The sequence below is a fragment of the Ruegeria sp. CDSB117 genome, assembly GCF_059611005.1.
Genome location: NZ_JBXWOS010000004.1, coordinates 60,226 through 74,627, shown reverse-complemented (window position 1 = coordinate 74,627; position 14,402 = coordinate 60,226). Strand labels below are relative to the sequence as shown.

Below are 14,402 nucleotides of genomic sequence, written 5' to 3'. Positions count from 1 at the left end.
AAGTCGAGCCTTGTATCAGGAGAGTGATGAACATCGACACGATCTCGAAACCGCATGAGCGACTGGCCGAGATTCTGGACGGCGAAATGGACGCCGTAAACCAGTTGATCCGTACGCGCATGGCCTCGGAACACGCACCGCGCATCCCGGAAGTGACTGCGCATCTGGTTGAAGCAGGCGGCAAGCGTCTGCGCCCAATGCTGACGCTGGCGGCGGCCCGGATGTTTGACTATCCGGGTGATCATCACGTGCGACTGGCCGCGACGGTTGAATTCATCCACACCGCGACTCTGTTGCACGACGATGTCGTTGATGAAAGCGCCCAGCGGCGTGGCCGTCCCACAGCGAACCTGTTGTGGGACAACAAATCCAGCGTTCTGGTCGGCGATTACCTGTTTTCCCGCAGTTTCCAGCTGATGGTTGAGACCGGATCGCTGCGGGTGCTGGACATTCTGGCCAATGCCTCTGCCACCATCGCCGAGGGCGAAGTGTTGCAGATGACCGCTGCCACCGATCTGGGCACTACCGAGGCAATCTATTTGCAGGTCGTGCGCGGTAAGACCGCCGCGCTGTTCTCCGCTGCAACCGAGGTAGGCGGCGTGATTTCTGGCGCGGCTGAGGATCAGGTCAAGGCGCTATACGAATACGGCGATGCGCTGGGAATTGCGTTCCAAATTGCCGATGACCTGTTGGATTATCAGGGTGACAGCAAGGCAACCGGCAAGAATGTCGGCGACGACTTCCGCGAGCGCAAACTGACCTTGCCGGTCATCAAAGCCATCGCACAGGCCACCCCGGAGGAGCACGCCTTTTGGGAGCGTACAATTGGTCGAGGCCGTCAGGAAGACGGCGATCTGGACCATGCGCTGTGCCTGATGAACAAATACGGCACGCTGGACGCCACACGGTCGGATGCGTTTGGGTGGGCCGCCAAAGCCAAATCTGCGCTGGATGCACTGCCGGATCACGAGATCCGGTCGCTGCTGCGCGATCTGGCCGACTACGTGGTTTCGCGCCTCAATTAAGCTGCGTGGCGCGGCACCACCAATCGGGGTGCGCCGCGCCAATCTCGTAGGCTGCGAAATGGGCGGCTTTCATCGTCGGGTAGAGCGCAAAACAGGTCGAACCCGAACCTGACATCCGAGCCAGCAGAACATCTTTCGTATCCGACAGATCATCCAGCACCCGGGCAACCTCGGGTGCGATGCCCTTTGTCGGTGGCTCCAAGTCATTGCGTTGTTCCTGCACCCAATCCGCGCATGCCTTGGGCGTTTCAAAGACGGGGATATCATCGGGCATTGGCGGGTTGTCGCGGTTCTGCAAGGCAGAGAATACGGCGCCAGTTGGGACTTCGACACCAGGATTGACCAAAAGCGCGGGCAATTGCGGCAATGAGACCGGCTGCAACCGCTCGCCGATGCCCCGCATCCGGGTGGCGCTGGCAACCATGCAAACCGGCACATCCGCACCAAGGGTCAGGGCAGTTTCGCTGGGGATAGCCACACCCTGATCTGCGATCATGCGCAGTGTCGCCGCGGCATCGGACGATCCTCCGCCAATGCCGCCACCATGGGGCAGCACTTTGTTTAGGTTGATATGCCCTGTCCATCCAGCGGCGACGGCAGCTTTCCAGACCAGATTTCTGTCGTCCGCCGGGACGCCCTTGGCGTGTTCACCGGCGACTGACATCGACAGCTCTGGCCCCGGCGTGAATTCCAGCGTGTCACCGACATTCGCAAAAGCCACTAGAGAATCCAACAGGTGATACCCGCCGTCACGGCGGCCAGTTACATGCAGGGTCAGGTTGATCTTGGCGGGCGCGAAGGCCTTAGTTGCCATTGGCGACTTTCAGGGGGTCGGCGCCTTCTTCGGCCAAGACCGCGTCCAAGCCCACCTCAATCTTGCGACGAATGCGCTCGGGGTCGGCCTCACCATCCGTGTCGTCGGGATCAACAAAGGACAGAGCACGCTTCCACTGAAATTCAGCTTCGCGCGCGCGGCCCACGGCCCAATAGACATCACCCAGATGATCATTCACCACAGGATCAACCGGCATCAGTTCGACCGCACGCTCCATATGAGCGACAGCTTCGTCGTAGCGGCCCAATCGGAACAAGACCCATCCCAGACTGTCGACAATATAGCCGCTGTCGGGGCGCGCCGCGACAGCGCGTTCGATCATGTTCAGTGCTTCATCCAGCTTTTCCTGCCGTTCGACCAGCGAGTAGCCCAAATAGTTGAGAACCTGTGGCTGATCGGGGTTCAGTTCCAACGCGCGACGGAAATCGGCCTCAGCCGCTTCCCAGTGCTTGAGACGCTCATGTGAAATACCGCGGGCGTAATATAGAAACCAGTTGCCGCTGACACCCTGCTCGGTCAGTTCGATAGCAGTGTCATAGGTCCCAACCGCATCAACATAGTTTTCTTGCCGCCTTTGCAGATCAGCCAGGGCCACATGCACACTGGGCAGGCTGGGGCTTTGCGCCGCGAGGTTCTGGAGAACTTCGGCTGCTGCATCCGTTTTTCCCGAACGGCTCAGAACTTCGGCCCGGCCCAACTCGGCCGCGTGGTAATCGCTGCTGGTCGACGGCACCATGCGATAGGCTTCGACAGCCAGGTCATATTGTTCTAGCGCATCCAGCAATTCGGCACTTAGTAGGATTGCGTCCACGTGGTCCGGGCGCAGGAACGCGGCAATCCGGGCATAGAGAAGCACATAGTCCTGGGACGCCTCACTGCTGAGCGCGGCACCTACAGAAAAGAACACTTCAGCCATACCGTCCTGCGCCGACTGTATGTGCGTAAACGGCAACGTTTCACCCGCCTTCAAACGCGCCACGTAACCTTCGATGGATGGGTCGCTACCCGCCGCAAAAACGTCTTCCAGATATTGCAGGGCGTCTTCGTTGCGGTCCAGCTGCGACAGAACTTCGGTCCGGGCCAAGGCCGCGCGGCGCGAGAACCGCGACACCGCTCCGTTGTTTGCCGCAAAAATCTCTTCGGCCCCTTCGAAGTCACCAATCGACGCCAGCGCCAACGCCTTGTGGTAAAGCGCGAATTCCAGAAGCCCCTCCTGGGTGCCGACTTCGTCGAACTTTTCCATCGCTTTGGTCATGGCACCTTGCGCCACATAGACCCAACCCAGAACCAAGCCATCTACTAATGGCCCAACGCCTTGGGTTTCAGGATCACGAGCAAGCAGCTCATCCAGCTTTCCGTCGTCGATCAGGTTGGCCATGATGACCATCTTTGCCGACTGGCTTGGTAGTTCGAGCGCCTCAATTGACTGCGCAACCGGCAGCGCGCGCTCAATCTCGCCCAATGCAAGACGCGCTACGACGACGTTTTCCAGAAGTTTGCCATTTTCGGGGTCGGCGCGCAGGGCCTGCGTATAATATTTCTCGGCAGAAATATAGTCGCTTTGATAAATCGCCTGACGTCCGGCCAGATACGACCCAGAGCCAGAATCCGACAGCGCCGGGAATGCAAATGCCGAGGTTAACAGCGCGGCAAATGCCGCGCGACGAACGAGGGAAGCCACCAAAATCCTGCCTTGCTATCGTTGACTGGACAACAAGCTAGGGCTTTGACCGGAAAGAGGCAATGGCAGAGCCTTCACGACCCCGCCATTGCCCATGTTTTCGCTTACATGTTGGGATAGTTCGGTCCATCCCCGCCCTGCGGCGTGGTCCAGGTGATGTTCTGGCTGGGATCCTTGATGTCGCAGGTTTTGCAGTGGACGCAGTTCTGGAAGTTGATGACGAATCGTGCGCCATCTTCATCCTCGACCATCTCGTACACACCGGCCGGGCAATAACGCTGCGCCGGTTCATCGTACTTGGGCATGTTTACTTTGACCGGGATTTCCGGATCGGCCAGCTTCAGGTGGCAAGGCTGGCTTTCCTCATGGTTGGTCATCGCAAAGGAAACGTTGGTCAGACGGTCAAAGGACAGCTTGCCATCGGGCTTTGGATAATCGATGGGCTTGTGCTTGCTGGCCTCTTCGGTCGATTCAGCATCGTTCTTGCCGTGACCCAGCGTGCCCAGCAGCGAAAAGCCCAGCGTGTTGGTCCACATGTCCATGCCGCCCAACATCAGGCTGGCGGTCAGGCCGTATTTCGACCACAGCGGCTTGACGTTGCGCACCTTCTTCAGATCTGCGCCAATTGCACCTTCGCGCACGTCGGTTTCATAGGCGGTCAGTTCATCACCCGAACGTTCGGCCTTGATGGCGTCAAACGCCGCTTCAGCCGCCGCTTTGCCCGACAACATCGCGTTGTGGTTGCCCTTAATGCGCGGCACGTTGACCATGCCTGCGGAACAACCCAACAGAGCCACGCCCGGCGCAACCAGCTTGGGCATTGACTGATAACCACCCTCGGTGATGGCACGGGCGCCGTAAGCGACGCGCTTGCCGCCTTTCAGCAGCTCGGCCACCATCGGGTGGTGCTTAAAACGCTGGAATTCCATGTAGGGGTACAGGTGTGGGTTCTTGTAGTTCAGGTGAACCACGAAACCGACGTAGACCTGATTGTTTTCAAGATGATAGATGAACGACCCGCCGCCCGCGTTGCTGCCCAGCGGCCAACCCATCGTATGCGTGACCGAGCCTTCCTTGTGCTTGGCCGGGTCGATCTCCCAGATCTCTTTCATGCCCACGCCGTATTTCTGCACCTCTTTGCCAGCAGAGAGGTCATACTTGGCGATCACTTCCTTGGACAGCGAACCGCGCACACCTTCCGACAGGAAGACGTACTTGCCATGCAGTTCCATGCCAGGCTCGGTTTGCGGCCCGTATGATCCATCAGGCTCTAGGCCGAAGACACCGGCGACGACGCCTTTGACTTCGCCATTGTCGCCATAAACCAGTTCCGAACACGCCATGCCGGGGAAGATTTCCACGCCCAGCTCTTCCGCCTGTTCAGCCATCCAGCGGCAAACGTTACCCATCGAAACGATGTAGTTGCCGTGGTTGTTCATCAGCGGCGGCATTGGGAAGTTGGGAATGCGAATCTTGCCCGCCTCGCCCAGCATGTAGAAGTTATCTTCATGCACCGGCACGTTCAGCGGCGCGCCTTTTTCTTTCCAGTCCGGGATCAGTGCGTCCAGCCCGCAAGGGTCCAGAACCGCGCCCGACAGGATATGTGCGCCCACTTCCGAGCCCTTTTCCAGAACCACGACGTTCAGGTCGGCATCCAGCTGTTTCAGACGGATGGCCGCCGACAGGCCCGCGGGGCCTGCACCCACGATCACCACGTCGTATTCCATCGCTTCGCGTTCAATCTCGGCCATCGCGGGCTCCCTAGCTAACTTTCCGAATTGGCGCTTTCACTGCATGCTCTGCGCAATTTTGTTTCACGGCTGATTACATGGTCGCAAACACCTTGGTCAATCAAAACACGGCGTAACTTTGCTGCAATGCGGCAGTTATGCCTCGGGTGAGTCCCCCATCAGGTACCTAGGACCGCTACCATTGGATTTTGCGCGGTCATCCGGGTTGTAGAGGGCGCATTTCGGCAGGCTGAGACATCCGCAGCCGATGCAGCCATCCAAATTGTCGCGCAAACGCGTCAGGGTATCGATTCGCTGGTCCAGATGGGCCCTCAGCCCCTTGCTGATGTCCTGCCAATCCTTTGGTGTTGGCGTGCGGTTTCCGGGCAGGCCAGACAGGACTTCGCGGATCTCGGGCAGAGTCAAACCGAACTGCTGTGCAATCATCACAAAACTTAGGCGTCTGATGTCTGCGCGCTGATACCGCCGCTGCCCGCCCGCATTGCGCCAGGGCGATATCAGACCTTGCGCCTCATAGTACCGGATCGCCGAAACGGCCAAGCCTGTGCGCCGGGCCAATGCGCCAATTGCCAACCCTTCCGAAGCCGCCATCACATCCTCCTGAAAAATCCCTTGATCTAAAGTTAGGTTTAGGAATTATGGTGAGTCGGGACAAGCCTCAAAACACGAAGGAGATCCCATGATGGCGACACTTGAACACACCAACTTCACCGTTCGCGACCCGCAGGCCTCGGCTGCGTGGATGCACAAGGTGTTCGGTTGGAAAACACGCTGGGAAGGCCCAGCAATTGCAGGCGGCTACACGGTTCACGTGGGCTCCAAGCACACCTATCTGGCGCTTTACGCTCCCAGCGATCCACAACCGTCCGGGGAAAGCAGCTATGACATCGTCGGCGGGCTGAACCATGTGGGTGTTCTGGTCGAAGACATCGACGCGATCGAGAAAAAGGTGATCGACGCCGGTTTTACGCCCAAGTCCCATGCTGATTATGAACCGGGTCGGCGGTTCTATTTCAATGACGACAATGACATCGAATTCGAAGTGATTAGCTACGATTAAGGCGTTCTGGGAAACACCCGATAGATTCTTCATCGCCAATGCCCCGAGCGCCACGAGCGTGGCAGGGTATTGGCGATTCAGACTTTTCCCGAACACCATAGGCCGTAATCCGCGCGTTGTGCGACCAAGCCCCCTTGCAATTCACGCCTCATTTGGGTCAGTTAATTGACGACCCATCAAATCGCCCCGACGCGTGTCTCATGCGGCGGGGCGAACCAATTTATGCGTGGACGACAAGAACATGGAAAAAATTCCAATGACGCCTGCGGGTAATGCCGCGCTTGGGGCGGAGCTCAAAAACCTCAAGTCCGTCGAGCGCCCGGCGATCATCGAAGCTATTGCCACAGCGCGCGAGCTGGGCGACCTGAAGGAAAACGCCGAGTATCATTCGGCCCGCGAAAAGCAGGGCTTCATCGAAGGGCGCATCAAAGAGCTGGAAGGCATTCTGTCGCTGGCTGATGTGATCGACCCGGCCAAGCTGAACGGCGCGATCAAATTTGGCGCCAAGGTCACCCTGGTGGATGAAGACACCGACGAAGAAAAGACCTGGCAGATTGTTGGCGAATACGAAGCCAACATTGAAAAAGGCCTGCTGAATATCAAATCCCCCATCGCGCGGGCATTGATCGGCAAGGAAGAAGGCGACAGTGTCGAAGTACGCACCCCCGGCGGTGTGCGGTCCTATGAAGTTCTAAGTATCGAGTATGCCTGACCGGAGCCTTGACCATGTCAGAGCCCAATCCCGAACAAGATCCCGAAAGGCCAACCCCTTTGGGTATATATGATAAGCCTTCGCATCCTTCGGTGACCGAGATCGAGATCGTTGCCGTCGCGCTTAGCGTGGTTTGGCTGATCGTGTCGATTGTGTTTCTGGTGCTTCCCGACAAGGTCGATGGCGGCGGATTCGTCGTGACTCTGCTGGCTGTTTTCATGCCGGTGGCGATGATTTGGGTCGCCGCTATGGCGATGCGCGCCAGTCGCGTCATGCGCGAAGAAAGCGCTCGGCTGCAGACAGCGATAGATGCGATCCGTCAGGCTTACGTGATTCAGCAACAGCGCGCCGCCAGCTTGCAAGAACCCGGTGTCAGCAAAAAGCTGGACGAAATCGCCGAGACCGCCAAAAAGGCGGAAACCGCGCTGGCGACGTTTTCGTCGAAACGGACCGAGCCGGTTCGCGGCGAAGCATCTGCTGCCACGGGCGACCAGACGTCTTTGGAACTGGGCACCCCGGCCGAAGATATCGCGCCGCCGTTGACGACCGATACCTTCATTCGAGCGCTGAATTTCCCGGAAACGCAGGATGATGCTGAAGGGTTCGACGCCCTTAGGCTGGCGCTACGGGATCGCAAGACCGCCCAGCTGGTGCAGGCTTCGCAGGACGTGCTTACACTGCTGAGCCAGGAAGGCATCTATATGGATGACCTGCGCCCGGATATGGCCCGCCCCGAAATTTGGCGACAGTTTGCACAGGGCGCGCGCGGCCGCGCGGTTGCCGCGTTGGGCGGGATCAGGGACCGGTCTTCGCTGGCACTGACGGCAGCGCGGATGAAGCAGGACCCGATTTTCCGGGACGCCGTGCATCATTTCCTACGCCGTTTTGATCACATGATCGTTGAATTTGAACCGGTTGCCAGCGACGCGGACCTGACTGCATTGGGCGACACACGAACCGCCCGCGCTTTCATGCTGCTTGGGCGCGTCGCGGGTACATTTGACTGATCACAACCCAAAGCTGCCATAAGGAATGAACCGCACCAGATCACCCGGCCTAATGTGACATGCGCCATCCTGAATCTCGACCAGCCCTTCGGCCCAGCTAAGGCCGCTGATACGACCCGATCCTTCCGATGCAAAAACCTCGACCTGACCGTCTCGGACACGGGCGCGCAAGTATTCGCGCCGCCCCGGTTTTTTTCGTTTTTCGAAACCAGCAGGCAAATTGAACGCCTGCGGTTCGGACCAGCCCTCGCCCGCCATCAGACCCAGTGCAGGGCGGGCAAAGATCAATGTACAGACTTTGGCTGCGACGGGATTACCCGGCAGGCCAAATACGGGCGTTTTGTTCCACATACCCAGCGCCAATGGGCGGCCGGGCTTTAGCGCAATGCGCCACTCCTGCATCGCACCGGCCTCTCGCAATAGGGCTGAGACATGATCTTCATCCCCGGCGGACGCGCCGCCGCTGGTCAGAATGACGTCGGCCTGTTCTGACGCCTTGTCCAGCCTGTCACGCAGATCTTCCCGGTCGTCGGACACGCGCCCCATATCCACCGGCTCATAGCCCAGTCGCGCGATCATCGACAACAGCATCGGACGGTTGGCGTCAAATATTTGGCCGGGTCCGGCAGAGTTTCCAGGCTCGACCAGCTCATCCCCGGTCGAGAGAACCGCAACGCTCAGCGTCTTGCGTACCGCGACCTCGGATATGCCGGTGGCCGACAAAAGGGCCATGTCAGCAGGGGTCAATCTGCGCCCGGTAGGCAGAACCAAATCGCCCTCGGCCACGTCTTCGCCAGCTTTGCGGGTATTGGCGCCCTGTTTCAGCGGGCCGTGAAAGGCGATGTGACCATCCTGAACGGTCACGTCTTCTTCCAGTATGACCGTATCCACACCGGTAGGCAGCGCTGCGCCGGTCAACACGCGCAGTGCCTTGCCGTGTGGCACCGCGCCATCAAACGGAATACCAGCCGCAGCGCGCCCATCCTGCAGCGGCATCACTTGGGGACCCTCGAGGGCAGCCCCGGAAAACCCATAACCATCCACGGCCGTGTTCGGTTGCGGCGGGTTTGAACGTTTCGCAAAAACGTCTTCTGCCAGTATCCGCCCCACAGCCTGCCCGATCAGAGCCGTTTCGACCGAAGTCACCACCGTCAACCGAGATCGTAACAAGGCCAGCGCGTCGTCCACAGGTGTCCAGTTGACCCCGGCAGGTAAGGCAAAACAATCATTTCGCAGGGGCGGAGGCGTGATGTTTGGCGGCGTCATAATCCGACCTCTTTCAAGATGAAATCCGCGACTGCGGCGGTGTTGTCCAGATCAAACACCGGAACCTGTACCTGCAGGGGCGTATCGCTGGCGACAGCGCGGATCGTACTGTTTTCCGGGGCCATCAACGCATTGCCGGCCTCGGCACGAAACGCTTCGACCTTGGGGTGGCTTTCTCGTTTGAACCCTTCGATCAGTACGAGATCGACCGGGAGCAGCCGAGCCAGAAGATCAGCCAAAGGCGGCTCAGGTGCCCCGCGCAGTTCTTGCATCACGGCAATACGCTTGCCGGATGCCAATAGCACCTCGGACGCACCGGCTTCTCGATGGCGGAAGCTGTCGGTGCCGGTCTGGTCGACATCGACCGCGTGATGGGCATGTTTGACCGTCGAAACTGAAAAGCCGCGCCCGGTAATCTCGGTCACTAACCGCTCCACTAGGCCGGTCTTGCCTGCGTTTTTCCAGCCGGTGACGCCGAAGACCCTCATGCCTGTTCCAGCAGCTTTTGCGCCCGCGCCAAATCGTCGGGCGTGTTGACGTTGAAGAAGGGATCGAAAGGTTCCGCAGGAAACAAAGCCTCGCGACCTTCATGTTTGTCGGTCCACAGCACAACCTTGCGCAGCCCGTCATTCAAGGCATCCCGCAGATCATCGCGCAGCGCGACAGGCCAGAGGCCAAATGTCGGATGCCTGTTGACCCGCTTGCCGCCGCCGGACTTTAGCGCTTCATCCCCGGTGCGCGGCGTGGTGGCCAGCACCAGAGGATGTGTTTGCCCTTGGGCAGCGTCGGTCAGCCGCGCCACAAGATCGCGTGGAAAAAACGGCGTATCAGCAGCGGCTGTGACTATGCTATCGGCGCCTTGCTTAGCAGCCCAGTCGAGCCCCGCCAGCACACCCGCCAGAGGCCCGGCGAAACCTTCGATGGTATCGGGCAGAACCGGCAGGTTCAGATCGGCGAACCGTTCGGGGTCGCCATTGGCGTTCAGCGCCAGACCGTCGACCTGCGGGCCAAACCGGTCAATGACATGAAACAGCAGGCTTTGGCCCCCGATCTGCAATAGACCCTTGTCACCGCCGCCCATACGGGTGGCGAGGCCGCCTGCGAGGATTACGCCCAAAGGGGTGTTCATTGCTGCACCTTGTTGCTTGCGTCCAAGTGATCGATAGATCGCAACTTTGTAGAGCGAACTCAATTCAATTGGAACGCGGTAGGATGCAGATGATGCAGGACAAACAGCCACAGGATCAAAGTCCCGACCGCCAGGAACGAGGTCGCCGACACGATGTGAGCGGCGAGTTGCGGCTCCTGATCATAATGTTTGGCCAGCAAAAAGATGCTCTTTGCCGTGGGCGCTGCTGCAGAGACCGTCGCCGCAATGATCCAAAGCGGATCCAGCCCGATCAAATGCCCCGCAAGCAGCACCACCCCCGGAACAACGAGAAGTTTTACTACCGTCAAGAACAGGATCATCGGTCCAGTCTGAACAATCGTGCGAACACTTGTGGTAAACCCGATCGCAAATAGCGCAACAGCTGCAAGCGCCTGGCTCATAAGCTCTAAATAATCCGAAACGGCGTCAGAAAACCCAATACCTGTGAAAGAGTAAAGAACGCCCAACAACGTTGCAGCGATTATCGGGTTTTTCAAAACATTCAGAAGGATCTTGTAAATGGGTGTCTTGGCGCTTGCCTTGTGCCCGGCCGAGGTCTCTAGAATGGTGGTCATGATCAACAGCAGAATGGCGACCACCAGATTTGCCAATACGGCCGGCAGCGCCCCCTTTGATCCAAAAATCGCATGGAGGATGGGCAGCGCAACCAACGCTGTGTTCGAGGCAACGCCAGCAAAGGCCAAAACGGTTGCTGATCCGACCTGAAAACTCGTCAGCGCCTTCAAACCGATGAACAGGACGGCAAAAAGAGCCAGTATCGTACCGCCATACGACACGTAGAAACCGTAGTTTAGAAGGTTCTCAAACTCCTCCTGACCAATCAGGTAAAACATGATGGCGGGGATCAGGACGTAAACGGCAAACTGCACCAGAGCTTCTGACGTGTCTTCACCCAGAAGATTCGTCCAAGAAAACACGTACCCCGTCAAGATCACCGCGAAGACCGGTGCAATTAAACTGATTAATTCCATAGCTTCCCTACGTGGCAACCATCCAAAATTCCACTCTGAGTTGCTCCACCTTAGTGTATATCTTCCGGAACTTGCAGAGTTTTGTCAGAACGTCTGGTTACCTAACGGATTTCAGGACTGGGAACTTTTCCTTTTGTGTTTCTTATCTTCGACCGCCACAGTCGCCGGATCCACATCACGCATCAGTCGGTCCTCACTTGAAAGACATACAAAGCGCTGCCCACGCATCCGACCGATCAATGTCAGTCCGACTTCGCGAGCGATCTCTACGCCCCATGCGGTGAAGCCCGATCGCGACGCCAGAACTGGTATGCCCATCATCGCGGTCTTGATCACCATTTCCGAGGTAAGGCGTCCGGTAGTGTAGAGGATTTTGTCTTCAGCCCCCTCACCTTTTGACAGCATCCAACCCGCGATCTTGTCGACAGCGTTGTGGCGGCCCACGTCTTCCATATAGACCAGCGGGCGGTTTTCGCGGCACAACACAGTGCCGTGAATCGCCCCAGCCTCAAGATACAACGACGGGGTGCGGTTGATCTTGGCCGCCAGATCGTACAGCCACGAGGTGCGGACCGAGACCTGCGGCAGGCGCACGTTCTCCAATCCTTCCATCATGTCACCGAACACAGTGCCGACCGCACAACCGCTGGTTCGGGTCTTTTTCTTCAGTTTGTCCTCATACGAGGTCTCGCGCGCGGTACGCACCACTACGGTTTCCAGATCTTCATCGTAATCGACGCGGGTGATCTCGTCATCGACCAGCAGCATCCCCTGATTGCGCAGGAACCCCAGCGCCAGATACTCGGGGTAGTCACCGATCGTCATCGCCGTCACGATCTCTTGCGAATTCAGGAAAATCGTCAGCGGGCGTTCCTCGATCACCGAGATCTCGCTGACCTCACCATTCTGGTCCACGCCTTCAACGGCGCGGGTCAGGCGGGGCGCACCGGGATCTGGGGCGATGATGTAGTCTGACTGGTTCTGTTCCGTGGCCAATTGCAACCCTTTCCCAAGACCGCTACTGCTGCGGGGATCACCATAGGATTTAGCCATGGCAGACACCACATCCAAGTCATACTTCTGGAAGGGTTTTCGCGACGGGACCCCGTTCATTTTTGTGGCGATCCCGTTCGGCACCCTGTTCGGCGTCTTCGCGACCGAGGCCGGGTTGAATATCGTGCAAACCATGGCCTTCACGTCCACTGTCTTTGCGGGTGCTGCGCAGTTTGCCGCGCTGCAATTGCTGCAGGATCAGACGCCGACGGCCATTATTCTTGTCTCTGCCCTGGCGGTGAACCTGCGGATGGCGATGTATTCAGCGTCACTGACGCCCTATCTGGGGGCTGCGCCGATGTGGCAGCGGGCCTGTGCAGCCTACCTGACCGTCGATCAATCTTATGCCTGTTCGATTGTGCAGTTTGAAAAAGAACCCAGGATGACGGTGCCCCAGCGCATGGCTTATTTCGTGGGCTCGGTCACCCCCATCACGCCGCTATGGATATTTGCGACCTACCTGGGCGCGGTTCTTGGCACACGCATTCCCGAAAGCTGGGCGCTGGACTTTGCCTTGCCGATTACATTTCTGGCAATGATCGGGCCAATGATGCGCACCCTGCCCCATGTGGTGGCTGCGCTGGTCGCCATTGTCGTTTCTTTAATGACCGCTGGCATCCCATACAATCTGGGCCTGCTGATTGCCGGATGTGCCGGCATGATGGCCGGCGCTCAGGCCGAATTGTTCGCCGAACGCAGAAAGGCCACATCATGACCCCTGTTGATCAGGTCACGATCTGGTCCATCATCATTGGACTTGCCATTGGCAGTTATAGTTTGCGGTTTGTCTTTATCGGCCTCGTCGGGGATCGCCCGATGCCTCCCTGGCTGTTGCGCCACTTGCGCTACACCGCTGTCGCCATCCTGCCAGCCCTGATTGCACCGCTGGTTGTTTGGCCAACCGCAACCGAAGGGCAGCCCGACATTCCACGGATGGCGGCCGCCGCGGTTGCGCTAAGCGTTGGAGTGATCACAAAGAATGTGCTGGCAGCAATCTTCAGCGGCGCCGCAACACTGTACGGGTTGCTGTACTTATTGGGTTGAGACCGTTTCCAGTTGGTTCAGTGCCGCATTGTTGGCGGCCAGACCTTTTTGCAGGTCGGCATCGTCGTTCTCACGATACTCCGTTGTCACAACACCCGGAAGCTGACCGAATTGATCCGACAGCTTGACCGGAAAAAAGGTCACGTCGATCTGTTCAAACCCCGGAACCTGCTTAAGCAGCGACGCGGTGGAATTCGCACAATAAGCGCCAGCGACCGGACCGGATTGTTTGGCCAGCTGCAAGGCAATCTCGGCCTGTTGCGGGCTTACCTGAATCGTCTGGATACGCGCATAATGTGTCTCGCGCGCGTGCGAGCTGCGATAGGCGCGCTCGACATTCGGGGTGATACCGTACAGTACGTCGTCCTTGATCGGAACCACATCTGCGCGGAAAGACCCCGCAGGATCAAAGATCACCCGCTCGCTACCGCTGATCATCAACGAAGTATGGGCACCAGACCCGGTGCGCGTGCTGATCATCGTATACAGCGTCAGGGTCGAAGGCCCCGGATCACGATAGGATCGGGCAACGACCTCGGCCCGGTCGGCTTGCGGGCGCTGCGATCCCGTGCAGCCAGCAACAGTTGCTGCCAGCAGGCAGGCAATCAAAATCCGGATCAAGGTCAACCCCGTATTGGATTATGCGGCGAAGACCGCCAGGAACAGGCAAAGGAGGGCGATGGCAACCACACACCATGTGGTGGCTTTGACGAACCCATCAAAGGTTTTGGTTTGAACAGTGATATCCATTTCGCCGTGCTTGTGTTCAGCCATGAGTCTCAGAATCCTAATTCGCGTGTTTGAAATGTTGGATAATGGAAAATCC

General features: G+C 58.3%; 17 protein-coding genes. 6 read left to right on the top strand and 11 right to left on the bottom strand.

Annotation, left to right across the window (positions count from 1 at the left end):
• The first annotated feature begins 26 nt into the window (after positions 1–26).
• The gene (locus AC2FJC_RS06680) at positions 27–1,025 is read left to right on the top strand and encodes a polyprenyl synthetase family protein (RefSeq protein WP_496738887.1); all 999 of its coding nucleotides are present in this window, start codon (positions 27–29) and stop codon (positions 1,023–1,025) included.
• Here AC2FJC_RS06680 and AC2FJC_RS06675 read toward each other — a convergent pair.
• From AC2FJC_RS06675 to soxR, 4 genes are all read right to left on the bottom strand, one after another.
• Positions 1,018–1,839, bottom strand: coding sequence for a 4-(cytidine 5'-diphospho)-2-C-methyl-D-erythritol kinase (locus AC2FJC_RS06675; protein ID WP_496738886.1), 822 nt, complete (start codon positions 1,837–1,839; stop codon positions 1,018–1,020). The two genes, AC2FJC_RS06680 and AC2FJC_RS06675, sit on opposite strands and share 8 nt — an antisense overlap.
• Positions 1,829–3,541, bottom strand: a complete 1,713-nt coding sequence (locus tag AC2FJC_RS06670) for a tetratricopeptide repeat protein (protein ID WP_496738885.1) — start codon at positions 3,539–3,541, stop codon at positions 1,829–1,831. Before AC2FJC_RS06670 ends, AC2FJC_RS06675 begins: the two co-directional genes overlap by 11 nt.
• A 104-nt stretch (positions 3,542–3,645) precedes the next feature.
• Positions 3,646–5,292, bottom strand: coding sequence for an electron transfer flavoprotein-ubiquinone oxidoreductase (locus AC2FJC_RS06665; RefSeq protein ID WP_282152499.1), 1,647 nt, complete (start codon positions 5,290–5,292; stop codon positions 3,646–3,648).
• Between the two features lie 135 nt (positions 5,293–5,427).
• Positions 5,428–5,883, bottom strand: coding sequence for a redox-sensitive transcriptional activator SoxR (gene soxR, locus AC2FJC_RS06660; RefSeq protein ID WP_496738884.1), 456 nt, complete (start codon positions 5,881–5,883; stop codon positions 5,428–5,430).
• 88 nt (positions 5,884–5,971) lie between these two features.
• Here soxR and AC2FJC_RS06655 point away from each other — a divergent pair, with 88 nt between their 5' ends.
• From AC2FJC_RS06655 to AC2FJC_RS06645, 3 genes are all read left to right on the top strand, one after another.
• Complete coding sequence (locus AC2FJC_RS06655) at positions 5,972–6,352, top strand: VOC family protein (protein WP_282152501.1); 381 nt, start codon at positions 5,972–5,974, stop codon at positions 6,350–6,352.
• A 241-nt stretch (positions 6,353–6,593) separates the two neighbouring features.
• Positions 6,594–7,064 carry a transcription elongation factor GreA gene (gene greA, locus AC2FJC_RS06650; RefSeq protein WP_109313008.1) on the top strand — a complete coding sequence of 157 codons (471 nt, stop codon included), beginning with the start codon at positions 6,594–6,596 and terminating at the stop codon, positions 7,062–7,064.
• Positions 7,065–7,078: 14 nt separating this feature from the next.
• Positions 7,079–8,071: a hypothetical protein gene (locus AC2FJC_RS06645; RefSeq protein WP_282120087.1), complete on the top strand. Its 993-nt coding sequence runs from the start codon at positions 7,079–7,081 to the stop codon at positions 8,069–8,071.
• On the opposite strand, the gene AC2FJC_RS06640 is transcribed toward AC2FJC_RS06645, so the two are convergent.
• The 5 genes from AC2FJC_RS06640 to AC2FJC_RS06620 form a co-directional block, all read right to left on the bottom strand.
• The gene (locus AC2FJC_RS06640) at positions 8,072–9,337 is read right to left on the bottom strand and encodes a molybdopterin-binding protein (RefSeq protein ID WP_496738883.1); all 1,266 of its coding nucleotides are present in this window, start codon (positions 9,335–9,337) and stop codon (positions 8,072–8,074) included.
• Positions 9,334–9,825, bottom strand: coding sequence for a molybdopterin-guanine dinucleotide biosynthesis protein B (gene mobB, locus AC2FJC_RS06635; RefSeq protein ID WP_109312935.1), 492 nt, complete (start codon positions 9,823–9,825; stop codon positions 9,334–9,336). Before mobB ends, AC2FJC_RS06640 begins: the two co-directional genes overlap by 4 nt.
• On the bottom strand, positions 9,822–10,466 hold the full coding sequence (mobA, locus tag AC2FJC_RS06630; protein WP_496738882.1) for a molybdenum cofactor guanylyltransferase MobA: 645 nt from the start codon (positions 10,464–10,466) through the stop codon (positions 9,822–9,824). Before mobA ends, mobB begins: the two co-directional genes overlap by 4 nt.
• Positions 10,467–10,525: 59 nt before the next feature.
• Complete coding sequence (locus tag AC2FJC_RS06625) at positions 10,526–11,479, bottom strand: AEC family transporter (RefSeq protein ID WP_109312937.1); 954 nt, start codon at positions 11,477–11,479, stop codon at positions 10,526–10,528.
• 111 nt (positions 11,480–11,590) lie between these two features.
• Positions 11,591–12,532, bottom strand: coding sequence for a formate dehydrogenase accessory sulfurtransferase FdhD (locus tag AC2FJC_RS06620; RefSeq protein WP_496738881.1), 942 nt, complete (start codon positions 12,530–12,532; stop codon positions 11,591–11,593).
• Here AC2FJC_RS06620 and AC2FJC_RS06615 point away from each other — a divergent pair.
• Positions 12,531–13,247 carry an AzlC family ABC transporter permease gene (locus tag AC2FJC_RS06615; protein ID WP_496738880.1) on the top strand — a complete coding sequence of 239 codons (717 nt, stop codon included), beginning with the start codon at positions 12,531–12,533 and terminating at the stop codon, positions 13,245–13,247. The genes AC2FJC_RS06620 and AC2FJC_RS06615 overlap by 2 nt on opposite strands.
• Positions 13,244–13,576, top strand: coding sequence for an AzlD domain-containing protein (locus tag AC2FJC_RS06610; RefSeq protein WP_496738879.1), 333 nt, complete (start codon positions 13,244–13,246; stop codon positions 13,574–13,576). Before AC2FJC_RS06615 ends, AC2FJC_RS06610 begins: the two co-directional genes overlap by 4 nt.
• On the opposite strand, the gene AC2FJC_RS06605 is transcribed toward AC2FJC_RS06610, so the two are convergent.
• Together AC2FJC_RS06605 and AC2FJC_RS06600 are read right to left on the bottom strand one after the other, a co-directional pair.
• A complete protein-coding gene (locus AC2FJC_RS06605; protein WP_472722817.1) occupies positions 13,565–14,197 on the bottom strand; it encodes a hypothetical protein in 633 nt (210 codons plus the stop codon). The two genes, AC2FJC_RS06610 and AC2FJC_RS06605, sit on opposite strands and share 12 nt — an antisense overlap.
• A gap of 18 nt (positions 14,198–14,215) precedes the next feature.
• Entirely contained in the window at positions 14,216–14,350 is a 135-nt protein-coding gene (locus AC2FJC_RS06600; protein ID WP_058273578.1) for an aa3-type cytochrome c oxidase subunit IV, read from the bottom strand.
• Positions 14,351–14,402 lie beyond the last annotated feature (52 nt).

Bases quoted from the DNA above. Each gene is read 5' to 3' on its own strand.
- AC2FJC_RS06680 (WP_496738887.1), top strand. From the start codon at position 27: ATGAACATCGACACGATCTCGAAACCGCATGAGCGACTGGCCGAGATT.
- AC2FJC_RS06675 (WP_496738886.1), bottom strand. From the start codon at position 1,839: ATGGCAACTAAGGCCTTCGCGCCCGCCAAGATCAACCTGACCCTGCAT.
- AC2FJC_RS06665 (WP_282152499.1), bottom strand. From the start codon at position 5,292: ATGGCCGAGATTGAACGCGAAGCGATGGAATACGACGTGGTGATCGTG.
- soxR (WP_496738884.1), bottom strand. From the start codon at position 5,883: ATGGCGGCTTCGGAAGGGTTGGCAATTGGCGCATTGGCCCGGCGCACA.
- AC2FJC_RS06655 (WP_282152501.1), top strand. From the start codon at position 5,972: ATGATGGCGACACTTGAACACACCAACTTCACCGTTCGCGACCCGCAG.
- greA (WP_109313008.1), top strand. From the start codon at position 6,594: ATGGAAAAAATTCCAATGACGCCTGCGGGTAATGCCGCGCTTGGGGCG.
- AC2FJC_RS06645 (WP_282120087.1), top strand. From the start codon at position 7,079: ATGTCAGAGCCCAATCCCGAACAAGATCCCGAAAGGCCAACCCCTTTG.
- AC2FJC_RS06640 (WP_496738883.1), bottom strand. From the start codon at position 9,337: ATGACGCCGCCAAACATCACGCCTCCGCCCCTGCGAAATGATTGTTTT.
- mobB (WP_109312935.1), bottom strand. From the start codon at position 9,825: ATGAGGGTCTTCGGCGTCACCGGCTGGAAAAACGCAGGCAAGACCGGC.
- mobA (WP_496738882.1), bottom strand. From the start codon at position 10,466: ATGAACACCCCTTTGGGCGTAATCCTCGCAGGCGGCCTCGCCACCCGT.
- AC2FJC_RS06625 (WP_109312937.1), bottom strand. From the start codon at position 11,479: ATGGAATTAATCAGTTTAATTGCACCGGTCTTCGCGGTGATCTTGACG.
- AC2FJC_RS06615 (WP_496738880.1), top strand. From the start codon at position 12,531: ATGGCAGACACCACATCCAAGTCATACTTCTGGAAGGGTTTTCGCGAC.
- AC2FJC_RS06620 (WP_496738881.1), bottom strand. From the start codon at position 12,532: ATGGCTAAATCCTATGGTGATCCCCGCAGCAGTAGCGGTCTTGGGAAA.
- AC2FJC_RS06610 (WP_496738879.1), top strand. From the start codon at position 13,244: ATGACCCCTGTTGATCAGGTCACGATCTGGTCCATCATCATTGGACTT.
- AC2FJC_RS06600 (WP_058273578.1), bottom strand. From the start codon at position 14,350: ATGGCTGAACACAAGCACGGCGAAATGGATATCACTGTTCAAACCAAA.